The sequence below is a fragment of the Microcoleus sp. EPA2 genome (assembly GCA_020882975.1).
Lineage (GTDB): Bacteria > Cyanobacteriota > Cyanobacteriia > Cyanobacteriales > Microcoleaceae > Microcoleus.
The window spans coordinates 177,786-202,547 of the sequence record JAHRFD010000004.1; the positions used below are offsets into that span (position 1 = coordinate 177,786).

Sequence of the window (24,762 nt, forward strand, 5' to 3'; positions counted from 1 at the left end):
AATCTTTTAACCGTAAAACTACCGAACTTTTTCAGACCAATTTCCCCTACTATCAGCAGTATAGCTGTCGGAAAACTTTTTAGTGATTTTAGGAGGAGTAAATATGCTTTTCCAACCCCATGATATCCCATTATATATTGTCACTTGAGTGGGGTTATTAATGGGATCTTTGACCTCAGCAAGATAAAGTTCTGCACTCCAGTTTTTGTTGTTATAATAGATATCATCTCGGGATGGAGTATCCACAAAAAGAATTCTTTGATCGGCGGGAGGCCTTATCACCCGACCATAGGTGTCGTAAAAAGGGTTAAATGTGGGTTTTTGGGGGTCGATAAAACCTGGTTGAGTTTGCTCTAGTAGCGTATCAATTTTATCGTCAGGAGTTCCTGGTGGCTGCTTAATGACTCCCTGTAGGGTAATGGTGTAAGCATGATTGTTAACTACCCGTTGGATAAAATGAACGTTACTTCCTACGGGATCTAAACCAGCACCAGGGTTATAAAGAACTTGTATTTCAGCTCCAACAGTTTCTGGGTTAGGGTTAGTAAGAAAAATAAAGGGAGCATAAACCCCAATATCAAACCTACCTGTTAAAGACTCTACAGGTTGCGCCTTGTTAAACGTCCAACCATTTTGTGCCCATACAGATGACGTTAGCAGGTTAAAAAAATCATTGGTGCCGCCTAGTGGGAGTGCTGAGACTGAGGTAGTAGAGACAGTCACAGTACCTACACCGGGCTTTGTATGGGATATTGAGGAACAGTAAGGCGAGGTCGGAGTGCATATCGGGTTTGGTTGTTGGGATGGCAATGTGAAAGAAAACGCGAAACTGGCTCTACTTGTTAGCAACATCAGTAAGGGCGAACTTAATAAAATTGTCCAGTATTGTGATAGTTTCATTGTTGACAACTCCTTTGTATGGGGTAGGAAATATCTGTCTCGGCTTGAAATCGAGTAACAATTGCCACTTAACTTCTATTTAGATTCAGACTGGACGACGCGGAACTTCACAAAGGGTGTGACTATCTGACCCGTCCAAATCCCTCGTGTTAATTTGTTGTACTCCTGCTGTTGAGGTTCATCACAATATAATAAAGGGCGAGAATTGATGTATCTCAACCTAATTTGATAGTTACCAGGCCTAATATCAAAATTCCATCCGCCACCTAATCCATCAGCGCCTCCGAAGAGAAGCAGATTGTTCCGCCACAAAAGTTGTGCTTGCAAGAAAAAGGTTAGACTTTCTCGTGGTTGAAGTAAGGGACAAGCCAGTTGCGGAGAGTTGAAAAGCATAACTCTAGCTCCAGAGCGCTCTAATAAATTACCATTAGCATCCACTATTTCTAGTGGAAATACAAAAAGGGGATCGAGTGGAGGAAAGCGAATCGGGTGAGATGTATTGTTTGTCATTTGAAAACCGATCCGAACAAGAGTAGTAGTATTTGGCTGATTTTCAGGTATGCGCCATACCCGATCCGGTGCTAAAATTTCCAACCGAATACCATTTGTTTCAACTGCATTGCTATCGCTCGATTCAAAAGATATCAAATCGGGATTTGAGTCGATCAATAGATTTCCTATCGCGCTCGCTCCTTCAGGTATATTGCTGAGTGCGATCGCTCCTGAAAGTAATAAAGCGAGCAACAACAGAAAAAAATACTTCAACCGCAAAAGATACTTCATACCTTCTAATAATTGACACTATCAGGCTTGGGAATTAGACGCATCTTAAAACTTATGTTCAAAGGTGGACTAAGCTAAAATTCTTTGAGGGAGTAATTCCCCGACCTACCCAGATTTTTTCTTCTGTCCTGGGTACTTGCGTTATTAGTTCGCAGAGTCGTACTATTGTGCTGCGGACGTCATACTCTAAAGCAATCGAGTACACGCCAGGACTGAGAGGCTCATAAATCCAAGGGGCACCTTGAGCATTAGTACCTTCAAGCTGAAGCTGATTATTCTGCCACTGAAGTATCCAGTTCCAAACGAAAGTTTCACTTTTTCCAGGTTTGATTGACGGACAAAGGGGTTTGTTTAAGGTCGGTGGATCAGATGAAATTACCTTGTTCGCTATTTTTAATTCTTGACCATCCATTTTTATAATCTTTGGACCAAAGCTAAGCGCCAAGGGGACGCGAATAGACTCTGATGTTTTGTTGGTAATGCGGACACCAAATTGCACAGGGGTATTTGCACCGTGCAGATTGGCTGGAATTGGCCATATCGGGTTAAACACCACAGTTTCTAAATGGATACCATCTACTTCAACTACATTGCTATGTGTTGATTCAAAGGATGTCAATTCAGTTGCCCTCCCCAGTTGGGCATCAACAGCCCCAGCTAACAATCTGGGTACATGGCGGAGCGCGATTACACCCGAAATGATTAAAGCCAATAAAAACAAGGCAAAATGCTTAATCATATCAATTCCGTTAGCATCGGAATTATTAATCTTTCTCTTCTCTTCCTTTGCGTCCTTTGCGCCTTCGCGGTTAAATCATTCCGATGCAACCGGAAACGATATCACATGAATTAGCTCTGCTTTTTTTAAAGTGACTCATTACTATTTGACTATATATATTAGGACAAATATATTAATCTTTTAACCGTAAAAATACTGAAGTTTTTTAGACCAATTTTCCCTACTATCAGCAGTATAACGGCTCTCTCTAATGCTTAGTCCACAAAGTAGCGACCGATACAATCCACCGCAGTTTTTTACCATCTTGCCCTAGAATCTGTAACGTTTTATTTAACTATTGAAAGCGCAACGAGGCTGCCGTTTTATTCGTAATCTGAAGAGCGATTTTTACAGGAGTTGCAGCATTGGGCTTATTTGAGGGGATTGTCAAGATACGCTCTGGCATTAAAATTTCAATATGTTAGATACCTGACTTCTCTAAGAAGTCGGGTATCTAAGTGTGGTGTTTTTTGAACTCAGTCTGCTGGTTACTTGCTCAGCCGCTTGTAAGCCGTAGCCAAAGCATTACTATCTCCGACATTTCCGGGAAACAAAACTACTGGTAAATTGGGAAATAGAGGATGATTTGACTCGGTTTTTACTACGGAACAACCAGGGATGATTTGACCTAGGAGTCTGACACTTTTGAGGGACAAACCTGTACTCAAAACATCATTGGAAGTAATACCACCTTTGCTGATTAAAAACCCGATATCTCCCGGCAGTCCGCGGACAATATCCATTAATAAAGCAGAAACAGCTTCTCCAAATTTTAACCGGATTTCCGTGTTTTTAAATTGTAGTTCCTGGCGGCTGGTATAAATTACTGGGGTTTTGTCATCGCTGTGAGCATTGCGGACTTTTTCTAGGGTTTTATTCAGTAAATTTGTCCGATCCTCTGGGGCTTCTTCTAGTAAATGAGCTACATCTATTTCAATGCTCGCTGTATTGGGTTCTTTTAACAATTGTTCCAATTGTTCTGTGGTTTTTTTAACGTGGGAACCAACTATTACTGCACCGGGTTTGCCATTCCTGACATATTTTGCCATATTGTCGGCGGCGATGGGCTGGGGACCTAGGTCGGCTAAGGATGTTAAAATGCTGGCTGCGCTGCGGAATAAAAACTTTTTCCCTTGACTAGCTGCATCGAGAATGTGTTTGGCAAAGGTGTCTAAATCGCTTTGATTTTCGCAATCTACTACTGCACATTGGTTGTTTGTCATGTGCATGAGTCGATCTAAGTTTCCTTGGCGGATGTCTGCGAGTAAGATGCGATCGACATTCTCGGCCTGAATCCTACCTTTGGTTTTTTCTTCCACGTAGTCTGGCAGATAACTGTGACTGTAGCCAAAAACTGAATCTTTGGCAAATTCGGTTTCGTGGACTGGTGTTTCGACGTTGTTCACCATTAGGTAATGTACGCTGTCGCGGGTAATTCTTCCTCCTTCAAAAAAGGCGGGTATTAGAAAATGACCGTCGAAGGGGCCTAGTTCTTCGGCGATCGCGTCGGTTTCGATGGGATAGTGGCCGCGCAGGGTAGAATCGGAACGGCTAACTATTAAAAAATCCTGAATTCCTTCGGCGGCGATCGCCTTTTTGAGATTTTGGCACACTTCGCGGGTGACGGAGGCTGCGTTTTCGGGAGTTAGCGATCGAGTATTTGTCAGTATAAAGAAAATCGGCGATTTGTCCCGCAGTCCCAAACGCAGGGTTGCGTCGTCCCAAGTAGTCAACAGCAAGCAACTGTGTACGGTTTGAGAACCTGTGGGATCGTCATCAAGAACTATAATCTTAGGTTTAGCAGACATACTGACCTGGTTGTTAACGTCACCTTTCTAAGATATCCTGACCCAGTGACTTCACTGAAAAAATTTTACCTTAAGTCGCCTGCTTTCGCTCTTGCAACTTTTTCATTTCTGCTTGAACTCCCACGGCTACCTGCAAAGCTTCGTTTAGCAATCGCCCTTGTTCGCTAGCCCGATCGCTAATTTGCAGGGCATTTAAGGCGACTAGGTTAGTGGCGAATAGTTCGGAGTTAGTTCCCACAAATTTTTGGTTTTCCCTGATGATTCTCTCGGTTTTTAACGCTCTGACTAAATCCTTTCTGATCAGTTCCAATGCTTGAATGACTTTTGAGCGATCGGCTATTTTGACTCCCGAATTACCAGCATCTTCTATGTCGTCATTAATGGCGATCGCCTTGATGATACCATTGTAGCGATCGACATCATCAAAAAGATTAATTAGATGTTTGTTTTGGTGGCTGCACCTAATTTTCCAGATATCCTCAAAGATTAAACCGGCGATCGCCATCAGGTGAACGGCCAACCAAACCAAATAAGCCCTGGGAAATATCATTACCAGCAGCAAACAACTAATCGGAATTAAAATAATTAAACCGAAGGTTTTCACGCCTTCGCGAACAAACTTAGTTGCTGTTGCTGGTCGATATACGCGATCGGGGCCCGTACCGCTGAGGCGTTTGAGTTCACCCGCAGTAATTTCTAATCCCTGGATGTCAGAGCGCATAAATCTTTACAAATATTTGTTAATTATAAATTTTAGCTATAGAACAAAAGGCTCGTCTACAATAAATCTAACATCTTTTTTCACTAAATTTCCACTATGTCCGCACGTCCTATCTACCTCGACAACCACTCGACAACCCCCGTAGACAAGCGGGTACTTGATGCGATGCTGCCCTATTTCACCGAGCAATTCGGCAATGCAGCCAGCATCAACCACGTCTACGGCTGGGAAGCCGAAGCAGCGGTAAAACAGTCACGACAAATTTTAGCAGAAGCCATCAATGCCTCTCCAGAAGAAATTGTTTTTACCAGCGGTGCAACGGAAGCCAATAACTTAGCGATTAAAGGCATCGCCGAAGCCTATTTCAGCAAAGGAAAGCACATTATAACAGTAAAAACTGAACATAATGCGGTTCTTGACCCCTGTACCTATTTGGAAAAGTTGGGGTTTGACATTACTGTTCTACCTGTAAAAAGTGACGGATTGATTGATATAGGCGACTTGATCAAAGCGATTCGATCGGAGACGATTTTAGTTTCGGTGATGACTGCTAATAATGAAATTGGAGTGATTCAACCGATCGCCGAAATTGCAGCAATATGTCGCGGAAATGATATTATTTTCCACACAGATGCAGCCCAGGCGATTGGTAAAATTCCCCTAGATGTACAGGAGATGAATATCGATCTAATGTCCTTGACAGCCCACAAAATTTACGGACCAAAAGGCATTGGAGCTCTCTATGTGCGTCGCCATAAACCGAGAGTGCAGTTAGCACCACAAATGCACGGCGGCGGTCACGAACGGGGAATGCGATCCGGTACACTGTACGCACCGCAAATAGTCGGATTTGCTAAAGCTGTGGAATTAGGAATTGCGGAAATGGAGGCGGAAACAGCACGAGTTGTGAGTTTGCGCGAGCGTTTGTGGCAAAATTTGGCAGAATTAGGAGATGTGTTTCTCAACGGTCACGCGACTAAAAGATTGCCAGGAAATCTTAATATTAGTGTAGGTGGCGTTGACGGTCAAGCATTGCTGTTGGGGTTACAGTCAGCGGCGGCGGTTTCTTCTGGTTCTGCTTGTACTTCTGCCAAAATATCTCCATCTCATGTTTTAGCAGCGATCGGGCGATCGGACAAATTAGCCTACGCTTCGATTCGGTTTGGGATTGGTCGTTTCAATACTGTAGCAGAAATAGATGCAGTCTCTCAACACGCGATCGCTACTATTACATCTCTCCGACAAGCTCAAAAAGTCATGAGTTAGAAAGTAGTTTTGATGTCAATTTAACTGGTTCCCAGGCTGGGTCTGGGAACCAGATGCTTTGACTGGGCCTAGATATTTTGCCAATCCCTTTCAGTTTTTAGAGTCATATCGTTGACCGTTGTATCGGAATGATTAAACCACAGAGAACACAGAGGACACAGAGAAAGAGAAGAGAGAAATAATTGTTCTGATCTCGAAGGATTTGATATCAGCCCTCAACAATTATGGCCCCGTACCATCGGAATTGATATTAATTAGAACCAAACACTTCGCGGACTCGATAAATTGGTTTACCCTGAGATTCATGATAAGTCCGCATCATCACTTCTGCTAATAAACCAAAACAAAATAACTGCACCCCTGTTAACAGCAAAACCACAGCTAAAATTAGTAAAGGACGATTCCCAATACTTTGGCCAAAACCCAATTTCAGGAATGTCAAATAAATCCCTAACACCGTTCCCAAAGTCATAGAACTCAGTCCCAAAAGTCCAAAAACGTGCATGGGGCGAGTTAAAAACTTTTTCATAAAAGAAATAGTCAACAAATCCATCAACACCCGAAAAGTCCGCCAAATTCCGTACTTGCTTTGACCAAAGCGGCGGGCGTGGTGTCGTACTGGCATTTCGGCAATTCTCGCCCCTTCAATAAAGGCTAAAGCAGGCAAAAATCGGTGCAATTCGCCGTAGAGATTCAAATCTGCCACCAACTCCGATCGATAAGCTTTTAAAGAACAGCCGTAGTCGTGCAAAGTCACCCCTGTAACTTTGCCAATTAGCCAGTTCGCCATTTTAGAAGGAATTAAGCGACTAATCGTGTTATCCTGACGATTTTTTCGCCAACCGCTGACTAAATCGTAGCCTTCATCTAACTTAGCCAACAATAGGGGAATATCAGCCGGGTCATTTTGCAAATCGCCGTCTAGGGTGACAATAGCACGACCGCGAGCGCGATCGAAACCCGCTGACATGGCGGCAGTTTGACCATAATTGCGACGTAAAATTACAGCACAAAGGTCATCGCGACTGCTAGCTAACTGTTTGAGAAGTTCAGCGGAACCATCCTTAGAACCATCATCTACGCAAATAATTTGATAGCTGAGTCCAGAGGCTTGAATCGAAGTGGCGATCGCCTCAATCAAATGAGGTAAACTTTCCACCTCATTATACACCGGGACTACCGCCGAAACATCCAGCATCACCTCTGCCTCAGCCTTTTTTTCCGCCAATTTTTCCAAAAATAATGCAGCGTCCATTTCTTTATGCTATAACATCAACCGTCAACTCAACTATCAACAACTAACTATAGCAGTCCTTGCAGGAGTCGTAAAGTTTTTTACCCCACCCCAACCCTCCCCTTCATAAGGGGAGGGAGTAAGAAATTCACAAATGATTTAGGATTACTATAGGTTGATAACTTGCCACCACTTTACCATATCCTCGCAATTGCCGATAATAAGCTTGACTAACTCGATCGCCATCCTCCGACAAAATATCGATCCCGATACCATTGCGACCTTGTTCAGTGCCGGAACTGTGAATATAGCGATCGCCTCCCAGATATAGTCCCACATGAGTAGCCTTTTCTGGTGTTCCAAAAAAAACTAAATCTCCTGGTTCTAAACCAGTTATACTAATAGGCTTAGTAAAAGCTTCCTGCTGATAAGCATCCCTCGGCAACCAGATACCCGCCGACATGAAAGCAGCCTGCATTAATCCAGAACAATCATAATTTGGCCCCACAGTGCCGCCCCAAAGGTATTCATTAGATTTGTCCATCGCCTGATGAGCAAAATTAATTACTTTTGGTAATTTTTCTCTAATTTTGGTCTCCGATAAAATCACAGGATGATAGGGTATTTCTGCCACTGATATCGACTCAAAATCTCGCAGATTCAGCCATCCCGGATAATCATCTTCGCACAGCCGCACCATCACAGCCATGGTATCAAAATTTACACCTATCTGAGCGTCAACTACAGGTAATTCGACTACTCGCAAGTGTCGCCCAGCCATCGCCTGAGTCGCCAGTCGATCGCACTTGGGGGAATCGTAAATATTTATGTGCGATCGGGCCCGATACTCCACAACATCAGATAATTGATAATTAGTCATTTAATTTTTTCTAGTTTATAGTTGATAGCTGATAACCGATAACTCCTATAGCAAGCCCTCATAACCCCCTAAAATTACCATGACATTTTTTCGTAAAGACGAACAACTAGAAACCCTCGGCAAGAGCATTATAGATGCAGTTCACGCAGAATTTACAGAATTAGGAGGCGATCGTCTCGCCCTCACCTGGATAGTCTACGATCCGCCCGTGCGAGTCAACACAGGCGGAGCTCTGAGCCCCGAAGAATTTTGGAAATATCAAGCCAGAGGTTTTAGCCATCGGGCTTCAGAACGAGTGTATCCCGCCAGCATCGTCAAATTATTCTACCTTGTTGCCGTCTGGGAATGGGCAGAAAAAGGGATGATTAAAACATCAAAAGAATTAGAACGCGCTGTCAGAGACATGATAGTAGATTCCAGCAACGACGCCACCAGTTTAGTAGTAGATGTACTAACCGGCACTACCAGTGGTCCCGAATTGCCCTCCGGCCCCTTTGAAACCTGGAAACAGCAGCGAAATATCATCAACCGTTACTTTCAATCATTAAATTGGCTAGACTTACAAGACATTAACCTCAATCAAAAAACATGGTGCGACGGCCCCTACGGTCGGGAGCGAGAATTTTTGGGCGAATTAATGGAAAATAGAAATATGCTAACCACCAATGCCACGGCGATTTTGTTGCATAGTATCATCGGTGGTGTAGCTGTTTCCGCCAAAGCATCCCAAGAGATGATGGGTTTAATGAAACGTAGCTTAGAACCAGCGGAATTAGAAGCAGATCCCGAAAATCAAGTTACAGGTTTTTTAGGTAGCGGATTACCATTAGAAGCGAAATTATGGTCAAAAGCAGGGCTCACAAGTCAAGTGCGTCACGATGCGGCCTACATTGAAATACCAAATCTGCGCCCTTACTTGTTAGTGGTATTTACCGAAGGAAAACAGAATAGTAAAAATGAACAAATTTTGCCTTTTGTATCGCAGCAAGTCATGGCAGCCATGAAAACACTGAATTAAATTAAATTAAGATTAAGGTATCCAATTCTTTGAGAACAGTATCTACAAAATTTAATATCATTCAAGTCTGAATCTAAGAAATGTGTATTTTCGTACAAAACCCAGTTCCTGAGTCCCCATGTGTCCAGGACTATGAATTTTGTAAATTTGCACAAAGTCTCGAAGGGCGGTAAGATATTTATTGCTTTGTTGGCAGATATAACGTAAATTCCGATCGCCATTAAAACCAATAATCAAAATATGTCCAAGACTTACACCGTTGAATTACTTCATCAAGGCAATACCTACACCCTAGAGGTTCCCGAAGACAAACAAATTCTGCGCGCCGCCAACGCCGCCGGCATTGAGTTGCCAAGTTCTTGCAATGCAGGGGTTTGTACCACCTGCGCTGCTAAAGTTATGGAAGGCCAAGTCGAACAAAATGATTGCATGGGCGTTAGTCCCGATCTCCAAGCGGAAGGTTACGTGTTGCTATGCGTGGCTTACCCCCGATCGAACTTGAAGATAGAAACCGAAAAAGAAGATATTGTCTACCATCGCCAGTTCGGTAAACCCTAGAATTAAGTTAAAATGGATACAATTACCGATCGCGGTATCACCATTCAGGAATTACAGACAAGCCTATGACTACCCATTTCATTTCCGCAGAAGTCCACCTCCACGATACAGCGGAGGAACTCCACTCGGCGATCGAGATTGAACTGCAAAAGCACGGTGAGCCCCTGCGCTGGGCTGTCACAGACGTTGATGTCGATCGCCAAAAAGCCGTGGTAGAAGGCTACGTCCTCCTAGAATCCGCCCTAGAACCATCCCAGGCAATAGCGTGAACCGGCGTCCTTTGACCGTGGTGTTGATAGTCCCCACAGGCGTTGGAGCGTCCATCGGGGGCTTTGCAGGGGATGCCCTACCTGTGGCTAGGGCGATCGCCCACATTTCAGATACCCTGATTACTCACCCCAACGTCCTCAACGGCGCTCAACTCTATTGGCCCATACCTAATGCTCTTTACGTCGAAGGCTATGGCCTTGACAAATTTGCACAAGGATGCTGGGGTCTACAACCAGTACATCAAAATCGGATTGGCTTAATCCTCGATGGCGGCATCGAACCAGACTTGCAGTTGCGCCACTTGCAAGCCGTTGATGCTGCTAGAGCTACATTAGGTTTGAACATAACAGATTATGTTTTAACTGATGTTCCCCTGAATGTAGAATTGCGAATGTCGGAATCAGGGGCATCTTGGGGGACGATCGCGCATCCAGACAGTCTCTTACGCGCCGCCGAAAAATTAATTACCCAAGCAAAAGTAGAGGCGATCGCTGTTGTAGCCAGATTTCCTGACGACGCAGGCAGCATCGCCCTCGCCAACTACCGCCACGGCAAAGGAGTTGACCCTCTCGCAGGCGCAGAAGCAGCGATCAGTCACCTGATTGTCAAGACATTTAAAATCCCCTGTGCCCACGCCCCAGCCCTGTTGCCGCTACCCCTCGATCCGCATCTGTCACCGCGATCGGCTGCTGAAGAAATCGGCTACACTTTCCTACCCTGCGTGCTCGCAGGGCTCAGCAAAGCCCCGCAGTTTGTCACCCTCGGTACCCAAGAGAGAGACACAGACAAAAACAGAAAGCATACCCAATTACCAATTACTGCCGATCGAGTTGATGCCGTGGTGATACCCGCCACAGCCTGCGGTGGCAGTGCTATCCTGAGTTTAAGCGGGCGATCGGCTGTACAAATCATTGCAGTGGCCGATAACAAAACCCAAATGCAAGTTCCTCCCGAAAAACTCGGAATCAAAGCTTTGCAGGTAAACTCATATTTAGAGGCGATCGGAGTATTGGTCGCTTTACGAACAGGCATCACACCAGTTGCCTTGGGTGCAGACATTTCCCCCTTGCGGTGTTTGTCGGACTCAACTAAACAAATCTCAAATCTCAAATCTTAAATCTAAAATTGATTAAGTGGCAGAAAAAATTCCCGAAAATCCAGAATTTGAACCATTGACACGCACCCAAGTTTTAGTAGCAATGGGCGTGACAGCAATTATATTGCTGGCGGTAGCTAAATTGTGGTTGGTATTTGGATCGGTATCGCTTTTGCCAGTCAAATTAATCGGAATTGACTTACTCAAAGGATGTGCGATCGGATTCCTCATTTCTGGCGCTAGTGCGATCGTTTATCAACTCTGGCCCGGTTATCGGCGCAGTGCCAACGTTTACCTAGAAGTAGTCCTCAAACCCTTATTTTGGCCAGATTTAATTTGGTTGGGATTGTTACCCGGACTTAGCGAAGAATTGCTATTTCGAGGCGTGATGATGTCGGCTTTAGGATTAAATGCTACTGGTTTAATTTTATCCAGTTTTTGCTTTGGCATTTTGCACCTAGGAGACATCGATCAGTGGCCCTATGCAGTTTGGGCAACTGCTGTCGGATTCCTATTAGGCTACAGTTTTTTAAATACTGGAAATTTGTTAGTCCCAATTTTAGCTCATATTTGTACAAATCTGATTTCTAGCTGTGTTTGGAAGTGGGAAAACCAAACAGCCAATCGATTTTAAAATTGTGTAACAGGCCCGAAAGCCTGTTCACAGCTTGGTGTTTACCAGAGATCTATTTAACCGTTAACATAATAATTGCGCGTTCCCTTCGCATTCATCGCTTCTCCCAGTCGGTTTAACCCGTAGACGTAAGCAGCAGTTCTCATACAAACTGATAAATCCTGAGATATTTTCCAGATAGCCTCAGTTTCTTCCACCATTTTATGCTTCAAGCGCTGATTAACTTCCTCCAGACTCCAATAAAGTCCGCTACGGTTTTGCACCCACTCAAAGTAACTAACCGTTACCCCTCCAGCATTGACTAAAATATCAGGAATTACCTGAATTTTTCGGGCTTCTAAAATCAAATCAGCAGCGGAATCAATGGGACCATTAGCTACTTCAAAAATAAACTTAGCCTGAATGCTATCAACATTTGCTTCGGTGATTTGATTTTCCAAAGCCGCGGGAATCAACACATCTACATCTAAAGCTAAAATTTGCTGATTAGTCAAAATTTCATGTTCGACAATATTGCAAACAGAGCCTTCACAATAAATAGCTTTAATACCTTTATTCGAGTCTTTAAAACTGCGGATGCTGGGAATATCCAAACCTTGTTTAGCATAAATCCCCCCTTGGGAATCGCTAACTGCTACAACTTTGTAACCTGCTTTCCAGAGTAGTTCTGCTATTTCTGCACCCGCATTCCCAAAACCTTGTACTGCTACAGTGGTATTTTGAGGAAATAACTCACATTTTGCCAGAATATTTTGTAATACAAAAAAAGCCCCAGTTGCTGTAGCCGTATCTCGACCTAAACTACCACCAATTGTTACGGGTTTACCAGTCACAACCGCTGGACAAAGTTGCCGTTTAATGGTATTATATTGATCCATCATCCAACCCATAATCATGGGATTTGTGTAAACATCAGGTGCGGGAATATCGATATCTGGGCCAATGAAATCAGCGATCGCATCCACATAGCCGCGACTCAATCTTTCCAATTCCAGTTTAGACAATTCCTTGGGATTTACAGTAATTCCTCCCTTAGCTCCTCCAAAGGGCAAGTTCAAAACTGCACATTTAAAAGTCATCCAAAATGCTAAGGATTGCACTTCGTCCAGCGATACTTTGGGATGGTAACGAACTCCTCCTTTGGAAGGACCTCTGGTATTGTCATAGCGCACTCGATAACCTTGAAAAATTCGCAGAGAACCGTCATCCATCCGCACGGGAATTGATACAATCAAACTAGATTTGGGATATTTCAGCCGCTCGATTGTATCCTCGGAAAGGGATACATATTTTAAGGCTCGTTCTAATCGGCGGCTGGCATCAGTAAATAACGATTCAGACATAATTAATCAAGAAAAAGAAAGCAGGAAGTGGGAAGTAGAAATCAGATTTGCTCAGGAATTCTACTTAATAATACTTATATACAGTAACAACAGTCAACAACCTTGTCTCGATCGACTATCTGCCATCGGCAACCACAAATTAAGCATTTAGACTTACAATAGAGAGTAATAGTGAACTCAAGGCAAAACTTGAGCTCGATCGCTTGAATCAAAGCCAGCCATTAGGGTAAGGAAAATCTGACATCGATCGACTAATTAACTCACTTTCTTAACTAAATAATTATTATGGTTGGACTCCTAGCTGCCCTCTCTGCGTCGGCGGCGGGGGGTATGAGAATTGCCATGCCCCTGCTGTTAATTGGTTTGTTACGCATCGATAAACTGTGGTCAGAAATACCTCTATTGTCGGGGCTTCACCCCCAAGTGGTGATAGCAATTTTGGTGAGTTGGTCTCTATTAGAATTATTTGCTTCTAAAACCTTTGTGGGACAGCGGGTGTTGCAAATTGTGCAAGTTATTTTCAGCCCCATTGTAGGAGCAATTATGGCAATTGCGATCGCTCAGGTAAGTTCCATCGACGAACTTGTTGCTCACCCTTGGATGCTGTGGATTATTGGTATTGTCGGAGGTTTGTTGGCTTTAGTGCTGCAACTGGTGCAAGCAGGATGGCTTTATCGGCTGAAGGTGTTGCCGATTTGGCTGATTTTTGTTCAAGATGCTTTGTGTATTGCTTTGGTATTATTTGCCTTTGATGCACCGCGGCAAGGGGGATTGATTGCCATGTTGCTGCTGTGGCTGGCAATTCGCAGCTCTAAAGAGTGGTATCGCTGGTACAGGAGCCAAGCAAAACAGGCGTTATTAGGAAATCCCCGTCAAGGTAAACGCGATCCAGATTAATTTAATAATTAGTTATTAGTTATGGGTTATTGGTTATTGGTTATTAGTTATTTGCTACCAATACCCAATTCCAAACTCCCAATGCTCTCCCCCCTAGGGGGGAGAGCTAGATCCAGTTCCCCTCCTGGGAGGGGCTAGGGGTCAGGGCTGTTTCATTCTCACCAAAAAAAGGGTTTTGTAGGGGTAGCGCCCCCGTGCCTACCCCCCCACCAACCATTTTCCGTCATTTCAGAGATTGGGGCAGCCACGGGGGGCTGCCCCTACAAGAGATTGGGGCAGCCACGGGGGGCTGCCCCTACAAGAGATTGGGGCAGCCACGGGGGGCTGCCCCTACAAGAGATTGGGGCAGCCACGGGGGGCTGCCCCTACAAGAGATTGGGGCAGCCACGGGGGGCTGCCCCTACAAGAGAATGAAACCGCCCTGGGCTAGGGGTGGGTACGATTCCCCATCATCATTTTCTTAAGAAACCGCCTTTAAAGTAAGCCGATCGAGTGTAAAGGGCCGCGACCGGTAATTAACTCCAGCAAGAGTGCCATAAAACCAATCATCGCCACACGACCATTCCAGACTTCCGCCCCCGTAGTCAAACCCCATTCCCACTGCTCTTGAGGGTACATCTTCACTTTCTTAGAAGGGCGTACCACATCAGAGAACTTAACACTGGGAGATTCGAGGGACTCGATGACTAAATCAGCCAAAGCCTCAATAAACACCGGATGAGTATTGAGGGCCGGCACTCGGTAGAAATTTTGAATTCCCGACTCTTGGGCCAATTCTCGATACTCCATGTCAATTTCTTGCAGAGTTTCGATGTGCTCGGACACAAAACTAATCGGAACTACTAACAAATCTTCGACTCCATTGGCCGCGAGTTCGGTAATGGCATCTTCGGTGTAAGGCTTGAGCCATTCCACCGGGCCAACCCGACTTTGATAGGCGAGAGTGTGTTCGTTCGATCGATTCAAATGCTCCATAATCAGACGAGTACAATCTTCTATCTCGCGCTGATAAGGGTCTCCAGCCTCTTCTACATAGCTGACAGGGACACCGTGGGCGCTAAAAAAGATATGAACTCGATCGGAATTAGGAATATGGTCTAATTCCTGGGCGATCAATTCAGACATTGCCTGAATGTAGCCTGGACGATGATACCAAGAAGGGATAGCGGTATATTCAATATCCTTGAGTTCTGGATCTTTTCCCCAGATTTCTTCTAGCTGTCGGAAACTAGAACCGCTGGTACTGATGGAAAATTGAGGATACAGTGGCAAGATTGCCAAATGTTCGATCGCATCGCGCTTAATTTGGGCAATGGCCTCTTCGGTAAAAGGATGCCAGTAGCGCATCCCCACATAAACACGCGCATCTTTTCCCTTGGACTCCAAGAGCTGTTGCAGCGCTAGCCCTTGTTCGTCTGTGATGCGACGCAAAGGAGAGCCGCCCCCGATTTGGCGATAGTTTGCCTGGGATTTCTGAAAACGCAGGGTTGAAATCAACCAGGCGAGTGGTTTCTGCAACCAGGGAAACGGCAGGCGAATAATTTCCGGGTCAGCGAACAAGTTGAACAGGAAAGGGCGGACATCCTCGATTTTATCGGGTCCGCCCAAGTTTAATAGCAATACTCCTACACGGCCCATAACGGTTACAGCTCTCTCATCGTCCAGTTCTGTTACTTATCTTATTGACATACTCACCGCTCTGTGAGGGCGGTTACTCTTGACAGTTGACGGGGATGTGCTGCCGAGGCAGTCTTACCTTCCCTATTTGTCCATTTAGAGTCGTGCCGATGCCCCATGCCGACTTTATAATATAACTTCATAATATCTTAAGTCGATAGCAACGTATACATAATTTTGAATTTGGCAATAATTGCTAAACTTTCTCCTTAGCTGGCGGGACAATACCAATTTTATTTAAACCTGCATCAATATCCCTAAGTAATTGAAAATCTGCTTCTGGCAAAAGGTTGACATCAGAGTGTTTTTCCAGAAAAGAAAATGCTTGCCGAAATTCACGGGAATTGGCGGCGACGGGACAATCAAAGTGACAGGGTATCACTCTTTCAAAATCCCAACTCGCGACTCGATCGACCCAATCGAGGGTTTCCTGGGGTGCGCGATTGAGAATCAAAGCTTGCAAAATCGGTGCGACAAACAATCGCCCTCCGGACCGCAAGGCCTCAAACGATCGCCTCCAATCCGCTTGCCACCTGAAGGGAAACAAGCCGAAATAGGCTCTGGCAGAACGTTCAGGGGCTTTGAGGGCCCCTGCTAATACAGATGACCATGACGGCACTTCCAACACGCTAGGACGAAAATACATCGCAAATAGGGCAATTCTCTGCCACCCTTTGCGCAGATTTTCCTGAGTTTCTGCCACGGGTGCCGCAGCGCTTTCCTTGGCGTGAAATAACAAGGGATAAGAGTCGAGTTGGACGATCGCCGGTGGATTTTCAGGGATCGAAACCACAGAATCTGTTACCATCAGCGTGCGCGATCGCCTGTGAAATAGCGCCACTTCCGCAAACCAACCTAAGCGAAGGTCGATGGGACCTAGAATAGCCACATCAAATTGATCGGCAAAAGGCGCTTTGCTGCTATCGGCGGAAAGTACAAAGGTGCGTTTGGCGGGAAAACCCAGCCAACTCAGGGGTAAATTCAGCGGAAAACTCCAATGCTGCGGGGCGACAAACACCAGGGCGGTGGGAAAACACCTAGCAAAGGGGCCGACAAAAACCTTGTGTTCGATGCCAGAAATAGTTGTCAGCAAGATATACTTAACCTCACCATGTTCTGCCACCAACTCGTTGAGCAAGCGGATACATTCAGGAGTAGGCGCCACGGGGGCGTAGACGAGAAGGCCTTCGGGTTCGAGTTTAATCACCGTCATCCGAATCGGAACAACGACGTAGAAAATGCCCTGAAGTTGGTCAAAAGTCCAGATTGTGTCCTTAACGATTTCCTTGCGGATTGTCCGCCGCCTGCTGTAGGGATAGATAGGGACTAGGGGCCAAAAGGGCCAGGAAAAGTCCTTGGAATCAATCTGTTCTGATATTGGTGTATCTTCGCCTGCTGTCACGGAGAGACTCCTTCCAAATTGCTGTACGTGCGATCGAACTATAGCCGAAGCAAGAAGGAAGAAGGAAGCAGGAAGCAGGAAAATGCAATAAAAAGCAATGATTCAAGTAATTATAAACCTTTTTACTACAAACAACTTTCTCAAGTTTTAGGTAACTTGTCCTGATATAATCATAAGTTCGCAAAATTTATCAACTTAGTAGATATGACACAAAACTACCGCATCACTCTGTTACCCGGAGACGGAATCGGTCCTGAAATTATCGCAGTAGCAGTAGATGTCCTAAAAATTGTCGGCAAACAATTCGACATTGACTTTAAATTTCAAGAAGCTTTAATGGGAGGTGCTGCTATTGATGAAACAGGCAATCCACTCCCCGATGAAACCCTAGAAATTTGCCGCAACAGCGATGCCATATTATTAGCAGCCATCGGCGGTTACAAGTGGGATAATTTACCCCGCGAACAACGGCCAGAAACGGGACTTTTAGGGCTGCGTGCCGGATTAGGTTTGTTTGCTAATTTGCGTCCCGCGACTATTTTACCTCAATTAGTTGATGCTTCTTCTTTGAAAAAGGAAGTTGTCGAAGGTGTGGATATTATGGTGATCCGCGAATTGACTGGGGGCATTTATTTTGGGAAGCCGAAGGGTATTTTTCAAACGGAAACTGGGGAAAAACGCGGTGTCAATACAATGGCTTATACTGAGTCAGAAATCGATCGCATCGGGCGAGTAGCTTTTGAGACGGCGATGAAGCGTGGGAAAAGGCTGTGTTCCGTGGATAAAGCGAATGTTTTGGATGTTTCGCAACTGTGGCGCGATCGCATAATTGCCCTTTCCTCAGAATACCCTGATGTGGAACTTTCTCACCTCTACGTTGACAATGCAGCAATGCAGTTAATCCGGTGGCCAAAACAGTTCGATACAATTGTAACTGGCAATTTATTCGGTGACATTCTTTCTGATGCCGCAGCAATGTTAACTGGTAGTATTGGAATGCTACCTTCTGCTAGTTTGGGTGCCACAGGACCGGGAGTTTTTGAACCCGTTCACGGTTCTGCACCGGATATTGCTGGACAAGATAAAGCAAATCCCATCGCCCAAGTTTTGAGTGCAGCTATGATGTTACGATATGCTTTGAACCAACCGCAAGCCGCGACTAAGATTGAGCAAGCGGTGGTGGAAGTTTTGGACCGAGGTTATCGCACTGGTGATATCATGTCAGAAGGCATGAAACTTGTCGGTTGTCGGGCGATGGGCAATGCCTTGATCGAAGTTTTGTAAAGCAATAATTGTGTGTTGGGTAGGGGCGGGTTTTACGAATAATATATAACCCTCAACAACCATCTGTATCAACCCGCCCCATACATCATCCAAATCAATTGTGGGTGGGGCGGGGGCGGGTTTTACGAATAATATAGCAATCCTAAATCATTTCTGAATTTCTTACTCCCTCCCCTTCATAAGGGGAGGGTTGGGGTGGGGTAAAAAACTTTACTACTCATTTATGACTGCTATATATAACCCTCATCAACCATCTATATCAACCCGCCCCATACATCACCCAAATCCACCGAAAATGTGTGTTGAATGTTAAGATATGAGCATTTAATGTTCCGCAGTCAAAAGATGAAATTGCTCCGTATCAATCCGATTTGCTTGATACAAAATCTGAGCAATTTCCGAAAGCGCTAACACAGAATGAGCCCGATAACCATTCACCCGCAATTTATCTTTTACTCCTTGTTCGTGGTCAATCAAAACCACAATATCTTCCACATTCAACCCAGCAGATTTTAACTTAGCAGCCCCTTCCATCACACTCTTGCCACTAATCAAAATATCATCAACTACCACAATAGTTTCTCCCGCCTGAAAATGCCCCTCAATTAACTTTCCGGCACCGTAAGTTTTCACTTCCTTGCGGGGAAAAATCATTGGCCGTTCCATCCGCAAAGCTAAACCAGTTGCTGTGGGTAAGGAACCATAGGGGATTCCCGCAATGCGATCGAATTTTAAGCCTTTGAGAATTTCTGCATAGGCGCTGACTATTTGGTGAAAAATTTGCGGAATTGAGATAATCTTTCGCAAGTCAATGTAATATGGAAATACTGCTCCTGATGCTTGTACGTGGTCGCCAAACACTACGCAGCCAATATCATAAAGTTGCAAGATTAAATCCCGGTGAGGTTCCGGTTGCAAAAAGCAAACATCCGGTAGCCATAATTCGCAAGTAGGACTACCTGCGATCGCCCTTAGTCGCTGTTCGTTAATATTATCCCGCAATTTCTGAATTTCTAAGCGTGGCTCTTGACAGTCGAATAAACTAGGGGGGATTGGTAGCAATAAACCTTCACCATTCTTACTTAAACCGGCCGCCAGCAATTCTGCAAGGTCGTTTTGTTCTGTCAAGTCATTTTGTTCTGGGATGTCTCCTTCAACTAAAATTAGGCGTTCGGGAGCGGCTTGACGAATCCGCGCTAACATATCCGGCATTACTCCTACTTGTAAACCGAGTTTTTCAGGGGTTCCCCAAGTCTGAGAAACTCGGACTAATTGTAGGTAAAAAGGATTTTCTGGTGTTGGATATTCTTGTAAAGCGGCGGCGGTGGGATTAGCAGTAGCACAAAGGACAAAAACAGTTTTGTTGGGATATAATAAAAAGGGCGCTACTTGGTCGAATCCGGCATAGGGACTCAAAGTAACAGCGTCAACTTGCCAGTCTTCAAATACGGTTTTGGCAAATAGGGTGCTGGTGTTTAAATCGCAGTGTTTGGCATCTAAAATTACGGGAATGTGAGGAGGAATAATTGCTAATATTTGTTGCAGTAGTTCCCAGCCGGGAATGCCGAGAGATTGGTAAAAACCTAGGGTGATTTTGCACGCACTAATTAAGTCTGCTGTTTGGTCGATCGCCCATTTAGCTTTTGCCAAGAAATCTGTGGTTATGGACAGTGTATCTGGGAAAGTTTCGGGTTGGGGGTCTAGGGTCAAATACAGCAAACTTTGATTGCTTTCAATGGCAGCTAACAGTTTGTCGCCGAATTTTTGTGGATGATTCATGGGGATTGGGGAATGATAATTTAAAAATCCCAAGGGGGTGTGAAAATTGAGATAGGAGTTTAGCGGAAGATATCGAGGGCAATTGAAGTTTAAATTGAGAATGTTATAAAATTGTAGAATATCAAGACCATGAAATCTCTAATTTTGGGATCTGTATCCTGTGGATTGATGCTTAGCCTGGTAACAACGACGATAGCAGCTAACCCCCAACAACTCAACCAGTTGCGGGAAACTAACCAGTGTCAAGGTTGCGATTTGAGAAGCGTTCCTTTACCAGAGGTGAATTTGGCAAATGCTGATTTGCAAGAGGCTGATTTGAGGGGGGCGAATCTGAGAGGGGCTAATTTGGCGGGGGCTAATTTAAGGGGGGCTTCTCTGAGCGGGGCTTCTTTGCGACAGGCTAATTTACAAGGTGCGGATTTGACTGATGCTAATTTAATTGGGGCAGATTTAACGGGGGCTAATTTGGACAACGCTAAGCTCAAAGGTGCGACTTGGGTTGATGGTACTATTAAATAAATAGAAGCTAATTGGTCAAGTCGCGGATGGGCTTCTAGCCCGTCCCACAATAGTTTTAAGAGATTTCACAATGCAAACTAAATGTTGTTTAGCTGAGCAATGAATGATAAATACGATCGCCTTTGAGACTTGGGACAATTTGCTACACACCTATGTTGACGATTTTGGGCGCGTGAATTATGGGCGCTGGAAAGCTGAGTCGGCACAGGTTTTGAGAGAGTGGCTGGAAAGTTTGGCGGCTGTGGATTTGGCTGCTGTGACTGATGGGAATGAGCGTCTGGCTTTGTGGCTGAATGTGTATAATGCGATCGCCATTGCTCAAGTTCTTGAAGTATATCCGATCGCCTCCATCCGTCCCAAAGTTTTGGGAATTCCCAACTGGCTGAGCTTTTTGGATTTCTTCACCCGTTCAACTTGGACAATTGGGAGAAAAAAGTATAGTCTCAATCAAATCGAACACGGGATTTTGCGCCGGGAATTTAGGGAACCCCGCATCCATTTTGCGTTAGTTTGCGCTGCTGTGGGATGTCCGATGTTGCGTCGCGGGGCTTATTTCCCGGAGTCGGTACTAATTCAATTGGAAGCAGATGCTAAGGGTTTTATTCATAATCCTGATAAGGTGAAGTACGATGCTGGGAAAAAGACTCTTTATTTGAGTAAGATTTTTGATTGGTATGGTGAGGATTTTGTGAAGGTGGCGGGTTCGGTGGCTGGATATGTCGGTGGTTATTTGGGTGCGGATGTGGCGGTGAGTGATGAATGTGCGATCGTTTTTTTGCCGTATGATTGGAATTTAAATCGGGTTGATGGATAAAATTTGCGCCTAGGGGTAGGTGTTTTTTGAGGGGGTAATTTTTTTAGTCTGTCGTTACCCCTTCAAATTGCCAGATTCAACAGGGCGATCGGATGACACCGAGGCGATCGGATGATTTTGAGGCAACAGGGTGAGCGACTTGCTGGCACGTCTGGCACGGCTGGCACTCGCACAGTCGCACGTCTGGCACGGTCCCACGGTCGCACGTCTGGCACGGCTGCACGTTCGGAGCGCTGGTACGGTCGGAGCGCTGGCACAGTCGGATAGGTTGGCACTGTTACAGGTCTTTATGTAAAGAGTTGATGTTTAAGTATTTTTACGGTAGACACTAAATTCAAAAAAGGTTAAATTATGCAATAGGACTTACTTGTAATCCCTCTCTTTTGGAGAAATGATAAATGTCTAAACATAAAGATGACTCTCAAGATAAAACAGAGGCAATTGGGTATGTAGCTGGTGGTGCTGCTGCGGGAGCAACCGTAGCTGGTGCAGTAGGTGGGATGGGTTTAGCAGTTGGCGGAACCGCTGTTGCAATTGGTGCAGCACCCGTTGTTGCTGCTGGTGCTGTTGTCGGTTTAGCAGTATACGGACTCAAGAAAGCGTTTTTCAATTAATGATTTTAGATATCTTAGGGAAGAGCTATGGATGATTTGAAAATTGTGGGTGCTATTACCAGTGCAGCGGCAGCTACTGGGACAGGTTCTGTGACAATTGCTACAATTACTTCTTCGGCTCCGGGGATTCTTGGAGTTATCGGGTTTACCACAACTACAACAGTAGCTTTGCCTATAGCTGGTGTTGTGGCAGCAGGAGGGCTATTCATCTTTGGTATTATCAAAGGAGTAGAGATGGCTCGTCAGCAATCAGAATCTCAGTAATAATCCTATTTTAAAATGCTGTTATGCAGAGTAAACTTTGCTCTGCTACACCCTGCTACCTTGCCGTAAAACTTTCAAGCGCTAGGTCAGAATACTGTCATATCCTGATTTAACTTTTGCACTTCCAATATCTAAGCTAGGAGATATGGATAGGTAGGCAAGATTAAACTGAATAATGTAACACTATGTAAAGAGGTTTAAGTTAGCCACTAGAGAGCATGGGGAAACTTTGCTCTTGCTTCTATAGGGATATTTTTCGCGCCGATTTACTTACAGGTAAATTGTGTACAATTAGTTTGGCGTAGTCTTGTCATTCAGCCAAATATAATGGCATATTTTAAGAAAGGAGATAGCCTTGAATTCAGAGTTGGAAAAGGTTTCAGAACATATGCTGGCGCTTGGCTTGGGTGCTCTAGCCCATGCAAATTGGCACGCAAATTCTGCGAGTGATCACAACAATAGCTGGCCGGAGCTTTCCGTTTTACAAGCAGCCCATGCAGCGGAAATATTAATCAAAGCACGTATAGCCCAGGAGCATCCCTTACTTATTTTTGAGAAGTTTCCTATTTCCAAAAAGGCAACTGATAATTTTTTAGAACTTAAGCACTTATGTGAAAGTGGTACAACTATTCAATACAAAGACTTACCCGAACGGCTATGGGCGACTACTGGTATAAAGCTGGAAGAGTTAGAGTTAGAAAAGTATCAAGCTTTCGGTAAATTGAGAAATTCTATACAGCACTTTGCGCCCCCACAAAAAGTTGACTTCTGTGGAGAAACTATTGATTTTATATATGAGGTAATAGATCCATTCATTAATAAATGTTGGGGTTTATATGCAATTGATTATAATGAGGACGCTCTAGCAGAGCGTATTTTTCTAATTGAGGGATTAATTGACCGTGGGATTAAATTTCTGGTCTCTCCTAACTCGGTAGATTGCTGCGGAGGAGATATGGATTTTGAGTGGCCCAAAAACAATCCAGGGTATGAGCAGCAAATGAGGCTTAGGTTTGCAATTGCACAATTTACTGAACAAAATGATAAACCCTCATAAATTTTTTGTTGTTCAAACAAAGACCAACAACTCAAATGTAGGAGACATTTTAAGTCGTTTCTACTAAGTTCGAGGTTACTCGCTGCCTCTGATTTGAACTGTTAGACTTCATACTTGCATCCCTCAATATCGGTTCGTTACACCACAGGAGGCGGTCCGAAGCAGTTTAATACGGTTCAGTTAAGAACAATTGGACATCCCAAAAGTACCTGTATGTCCGATAAAATTATGAGATTAAAATTTGTTGGAGAGTGTTAACTGAACCATATTACGAACCAGGAGCTGTAGATAAGGAATTTTGAGTTTCTCTGCCTATCCGTTTATGGAAATGGCATTAACTGCACGGAACTAATTGTGTCCTACAGTTTCGTTTTACTGTTTTTTATCCTGTAAGACATTTGAACCACAAGGGTTTCACGTCCTAGGCGGGAAAAGTCCCAATTTTCCCACTCACTCCAAAACTTTGTTCTAGGCGGGAAAATTGGATATAATGAGCTACAGTCAGATTTTCTTCCGGTGCTGTTAATTTAATCTCCAGTTGTTGAGACTGAGTAACTCACTGTTGAGAGGAGGAAAACTTGTTTTCAGGTTATAGCTGGTAAACCTAAGATTGCGCCCCGGAGCCGCTCTGCAAAAATTCCTCAGCCTTTTTAATAGCCTCTTCCCTAGTAATTCCATATGGTTCCTGATGTAACCTTTTAACCCCCCGATAATTAAATAGGGAACTGTCAACTTGATAAACATCAATTGCATGAACAAGATTTGTCATTGAATGAATACGTAAAATAGCATATACATACTCATTAAGCGTAATTTTTTCTTCCACCCACATAATAATTTACCTCAAAATAAAATAACTCAAAAAACGAGATAACTTTATATTAAGTATAGAACCATACTACAAATTTATCAAAAATTTCACTATCTTGACCTAGCGGTGGCGGTTCCCCATCCTAGGCGGGGAAATTTGAGTTTCCTCGCCTAGATTTATTTAGCAAAGTAAGGTTGGTAATATTCTCACGTCACTATCTAAAAATGGTGTGACTGTTAGCGAAACTTACAGCTTGCAATCAACCTAAATCCCTATCAGGGATTGAAACATGGCCTTAATCAGGTTGAGAGTGGAGATTTTCACTAATCGGTAGGTGGTTAGATGAATGCTAACC

26 protein-coding genes are annotated in these 24,762 nt (G+C 44.3%); 13 read left to right on the forward strand and 13 right to left on the reverse strand.

The genetic code is table 11. From position 1 onward, the window contains the following. Positions 1–18: 18 nt before the first annotated feature. The 5 genes from AAFP14_RS06490 to AAFP14_RS06510 form a co-directional block, all read right to left on the reverse strand. Positions 19–723, reverse strand: a complete 705-nt coding sequence (locus AAFP14_RS06490; RefSeq protein ID WP_341731471.1) for a hypothetical protein — start codon at positions 721–723, stop codon at positions 19–21. A gap of 252 nt (positions 724–975) precedes the next feature. After that, complete coding sequence (locus tag AAFP14_RS06495; RefSeq protein ID WP_341731472.1) at positions 976–1,683, reverse strand: hypothetical protein; 708 nt, start codon at positions 1,681–1,683, stop codon at positions 976–978. Between the two features lie 58 nt (positions 1,684–1,741). Beyond that, the gene (locus tag AAFP14_RS06500) at positions 1,742–2,422 is read right to left on the reverse strand and encodes a DUF4352 domain-containing protein (protein WP_341731473.1); all 681 of its coding nucleotides are present in this window, start codon (positions 2,420–2,422) and stop codon (positions 1,742–1,744) included. A gap of 527 nt (positions 2,423–2,949) precedes the next feature. Beyond that, on the reverse strand, positions 2,950–4,269 hold the full coding sequence (locus AAFP14_RS06505; RefSeq protein ID WP_341731474.1) for a four-carbon acid sugar kinase family protein: 1,320 nt from the start codon (positions 4,267–4,269) through the stop codon (positions 2,950–2,952). Between the two features lie 70 nt (positions 4,270–4,339). Continuing rightward, a complete protein-coding gene (locus AAFP14_RS06510) occupies positions 4,340–4,990 on the reverse strand; it encodes a hypothetical protein (protein WP_341731475.1) in 651 nt (216 codons plus the stop codon). A gap of 96 nt (positions 4,991–5,086) precedes the next feature. Here AAFP14_RS06510 and AAFP14_RS06515 point away from each other — a divergent pair, with 96 nt between their 5' ends. Continuing rightward, positions 5,087–6,256 (forward strand): IscS subfamily cysteine desulfurase, encoded by a 1,170-nt coding sequence (locus AAFP14_RS06515; RefSeq protein ID WP_341731476.1) that lies wholly within the window; start codon positions 5,087–5,089, stop codon positions 6,254–6,256. A gap of 250 nt (positions 6,257–6,506) precedes the next feature. Here AAFP14_RS06515 and AAFP14_RS06520 read toward each other — a convergent pair whose 3' ends face one another. Next, positions 6,507–7,511, reverse strand: a complete 1,005-nt coding sequence (locus tag AAFP14_RS06520) for a glycosyltransferase family 2 protein (protein ID WP_341731477.1) — start codon at positions 7,509–7,511, stop codon at positions 6,507–6,509. Positions 7,512–7,638: 127 nt separating this feature from the next. After that, positions 7,639–8,370, reverse strand: coding sequence for a C40 family peptidase (locus AAFP14_RS06525; protein ID WP_341731478.1), 732 nt, complete (start codon positions 8,368–8,370; stop codon positions 7,639–7,641). Positions 8,371–8,449: 79 nt separating this feature from the next. Between AAFP14_RS06525 and AAFP14_RS06530 the strand changes: the two genes are divergently transcribed. From AAFP14_RS06530 to AAFP14_RS06550, 5 genes are all read left to right on the forward strand, one after another. Then, positions 8,450–9,388 carry a serine hydrolase gene (locus AAFP14_RS06530; protein WP_341731479.1) on the forward strand — a complete coding sequence of 313 codons (939 nt, stop codon included), beginning with the start codon at positions 8,450–8,452 and terminating at the stop codon, positions 9,386–9,388. A gap of 240 nt (positions 9,389–9,628) precedes the next feature. After that, positions 9,629–9,946 carry a 2Fe-2S iron-sulfur cluster-binding protein gene (locus AAFP14_RS06535; RefSeq protein ID WP_341731480.1) on the forward strand — a complete coding sequence of 106 codons (318 nt, stop codon included), beginning with the start codon at positions 9,629–9,631 and terminating at the stop codon, positions 9,944–9,946. 65 nt (positions 9,947–10,011) lie between these two features. After that, positions 10,012–10,215: a hypothetical protein gene (locus tag AAFP14_RS06540; protein WP_341731481.1), complete on the forward strand. Its 204-nt coding sequence runs from the start codon at positions 10,012–10,014 to the stop codon at positions 10,213–10,215. After that, a complete protein-coding gene (locus AAFP14_RS06545; RefSeq protein ID WP_341731482.1) occupies positions 10,212–11,333 on the forward strand; it encodes a DUF3326 domain-containing protein in 1,122 nt (373 codons plus the stop codon). The genes AAFP14_RS06540 and AAFP14_RS06545 overlap by 4 nt, the downstream gene beginning before the upstream one ends. 16 nt (positions 11,334–11,349) lie before the next feature. Then, on the forward strand, positions 11,350–11,946 hold the full coding sequence (locus AAFP14_RS06550) for a CPBP family intramembrane glutamic endopeptidase (RefSeq protein WP_341731483.1): 597 nt from the start codon (positions 11,350–11,352) through the stop codon (positions 11,944–11,946). Positions 11,947–12,002: 56 nt separating this feature from the next. Here AAFP14_RS06550 and AAFP14_RS06555 read toward each other — a convergent pair whose 3' ends face one another. Then, the gene (locus AAFP14_RS06555) at positions 12,003–13,289 is read right to left on the reverse strand and encodes a Glu/Leu/Phe/Val family dehydrogenase (protein WP_341731484.1); all 1,287 of its coding nucleotides are present in this window, start codon (positions 13,287–13,289) and stop codon (positions 12,003–12,005) included. A gap of 285 nt (positions 13,290–13,574) precedes the next feature. Between AAFP14_RS06555 and AAFP14_RS06560 the strand changes: the two genes are divergently transcribed. Next, positions 13,575–14,186, forward strand: coding sequence for a DUF4126 domain-containing protein (locus AAFP14_RS06560; RefSeq protein WP_341731485.1), 612 nt, complete (start codon positions 13,575–13,577; stop codon positions 14,184–14,186). Positions 14,187–14,660: 474 nt separating this feature from the next. On the opposite strand, the gene hemH is transcribed toward AAFP14_RS06560, so the two are convergent. Then, a complete protein-coding gene (gene hemH, locus AAFP14_RS06565; RefSeq protein ID WP_341731486.1) occupies positions 14,661–15,824 on the reverse strand; it encodes a ferrochelatase in 1,164 nt (387 codons plus the stop codon). 235 nt (positions 15,825–16,059) lie between these two features. Further along, entirely contained in the window at positions 16,060–17,265 is a 1,206-nt protein-coding gene (locus AAFP14_RS06570) for a DUF4336 domain-containing protein (protein WP_341731487.1), read from the reverse strand. A 204-nt stretch (positions 17,266–17,469) separates the two neighbouring features. Here AAFP14_RS06570 and leuB point away from each other — a divergent pair, with 204 nt between their 5' ends. After that, a complete protein-coding gene (leuB, locus tag AAFP14_RS06575; protein WP_341731488.1) occupies positions 17,470–18,549 on the forward strand; it encodes a 3-isopropylmalate dehydrogenase in 1,080 nt (359 codons plus the stop codon). A gap of 324 nt (positions 18,550–18,873) precedes the next feature. On the opposite strand, the gene AAFP14_RS06580 is transcribed toward leuB, so the two are convergent. Continuing rightward, positions 18,874–20,328, reverse strand: coding sequence for a bifunctional orotidine-5'-phosphate decarboxylase/orotate phosphoribosyltransferase (locus tag AAFP14_RS06580; protein ID WP_341731489.1), 1,455 nt, complete (start codon positions 20,326–20,328; stop codon positions 18,874–18,876). A gap of 129 nt (positions 20,329–20,457) precedes the next feature. Between AAFP14_RS06580 and AAFP14_RS06585 the strand changes: the two genes are divergently transcribed. Together AAFP14_RS06585 and AAFP14_RS06590 are read left to right on the forward strand one after the other, a co-directional pair. Beyond that, positions 20,458–20,847 carry a pentapeptide repeat-containing protein gene (locus tag AAFP14_RS06585; RefSeq protein ID WP_341731490.1) on the forward strand — a complete coding sequence of 130 codons (390 nt, stop codon included), beginning with the start codon at positions 20,458–20,460 and terminating at the stop codon, positions 20,845–20,847. 103 nt (positions 20,848–20,950) lie between these two features. Next, entirely contained in the window at positions 20,951–21,661 is a 711-nt protein-coding gene (locus AAFP14_RS06590; RefSeq protein WP_341731491.1) for a DUF547 domain-containing protein, read from the forward strand. Between the two features lie 62 nt (positions 21,662–21,723). Here the strand turns inward: AAFP14_RS06590 and AAFP14_RS06595 are convergent, their stop codons facing one another. Then, a complete protein-coding gene (locus tag AAFP14_RS06595; RefSeq protein ID WP_341731492.1) occupies positions 21,724–21,936 on the reverse strand; it encodes a hypothetical protein in 213 nt (70 codons plus the stop codon). 123 nt (positions 21,937–22,059) lie between these two features. Here AAFP14_RS06595 and AAFP14_RS06600 point away from each other — a divergent pair, with 123 nt between their 5' ends. From AAFP14_RS06600 to AAFP14_RS06610, 3 genes are all read left to right on the forward strand, one after another. Then, a complete protein-coding gene (locus tag AAFP14_RS06600; protein ID WP_341731493.1) occupies positions 22,060–22,275 on the forward strand; it encodes a hypothetical protein in 216 nt (71 codons plus the stop codon). 27 nt (positions 22,276–22,302) lie between these two features. After that, positions 22,303–22,539, forward strand: a complete 237-nt coding sequence (locus AAFP14_RS06605; RefSeq protein ID WP_341731494.1) for a hypothetical protein — start codon at positions 22,303–22,305, stop codon at positions 22,537–22,539. A 355-nt stretch (positions 22,540–22,894) separates the two neighbouring features. Beyond that, positions 22,895–23,596, forward strand: a complete 702-nt coding sequence (locus AAFP14_RS06610; protein WP_341731495.1) for a hypothetical protein — start codon at positions 22,895–22,897, stop codon at positions 23,594–23,596. A 604-nt stretch (positions 23,597–24,200) separates the two neighbouring features. Here AAFP14_RS06610 and AAFP14_RS06615 read toward each other — a convergent pair. After that, complete coding sequence (locus AAFP14_RS06615; RefSeq protein WP_341731496.1) at positions 24,201–24,428, reverse strand: hypothetical protein; 228 nt, start codon at positions 24,426–24,428, stop codon at positions 24,201–24,203. Positions 24,429–24,762 lie beyond the last annotated feature (334 nt).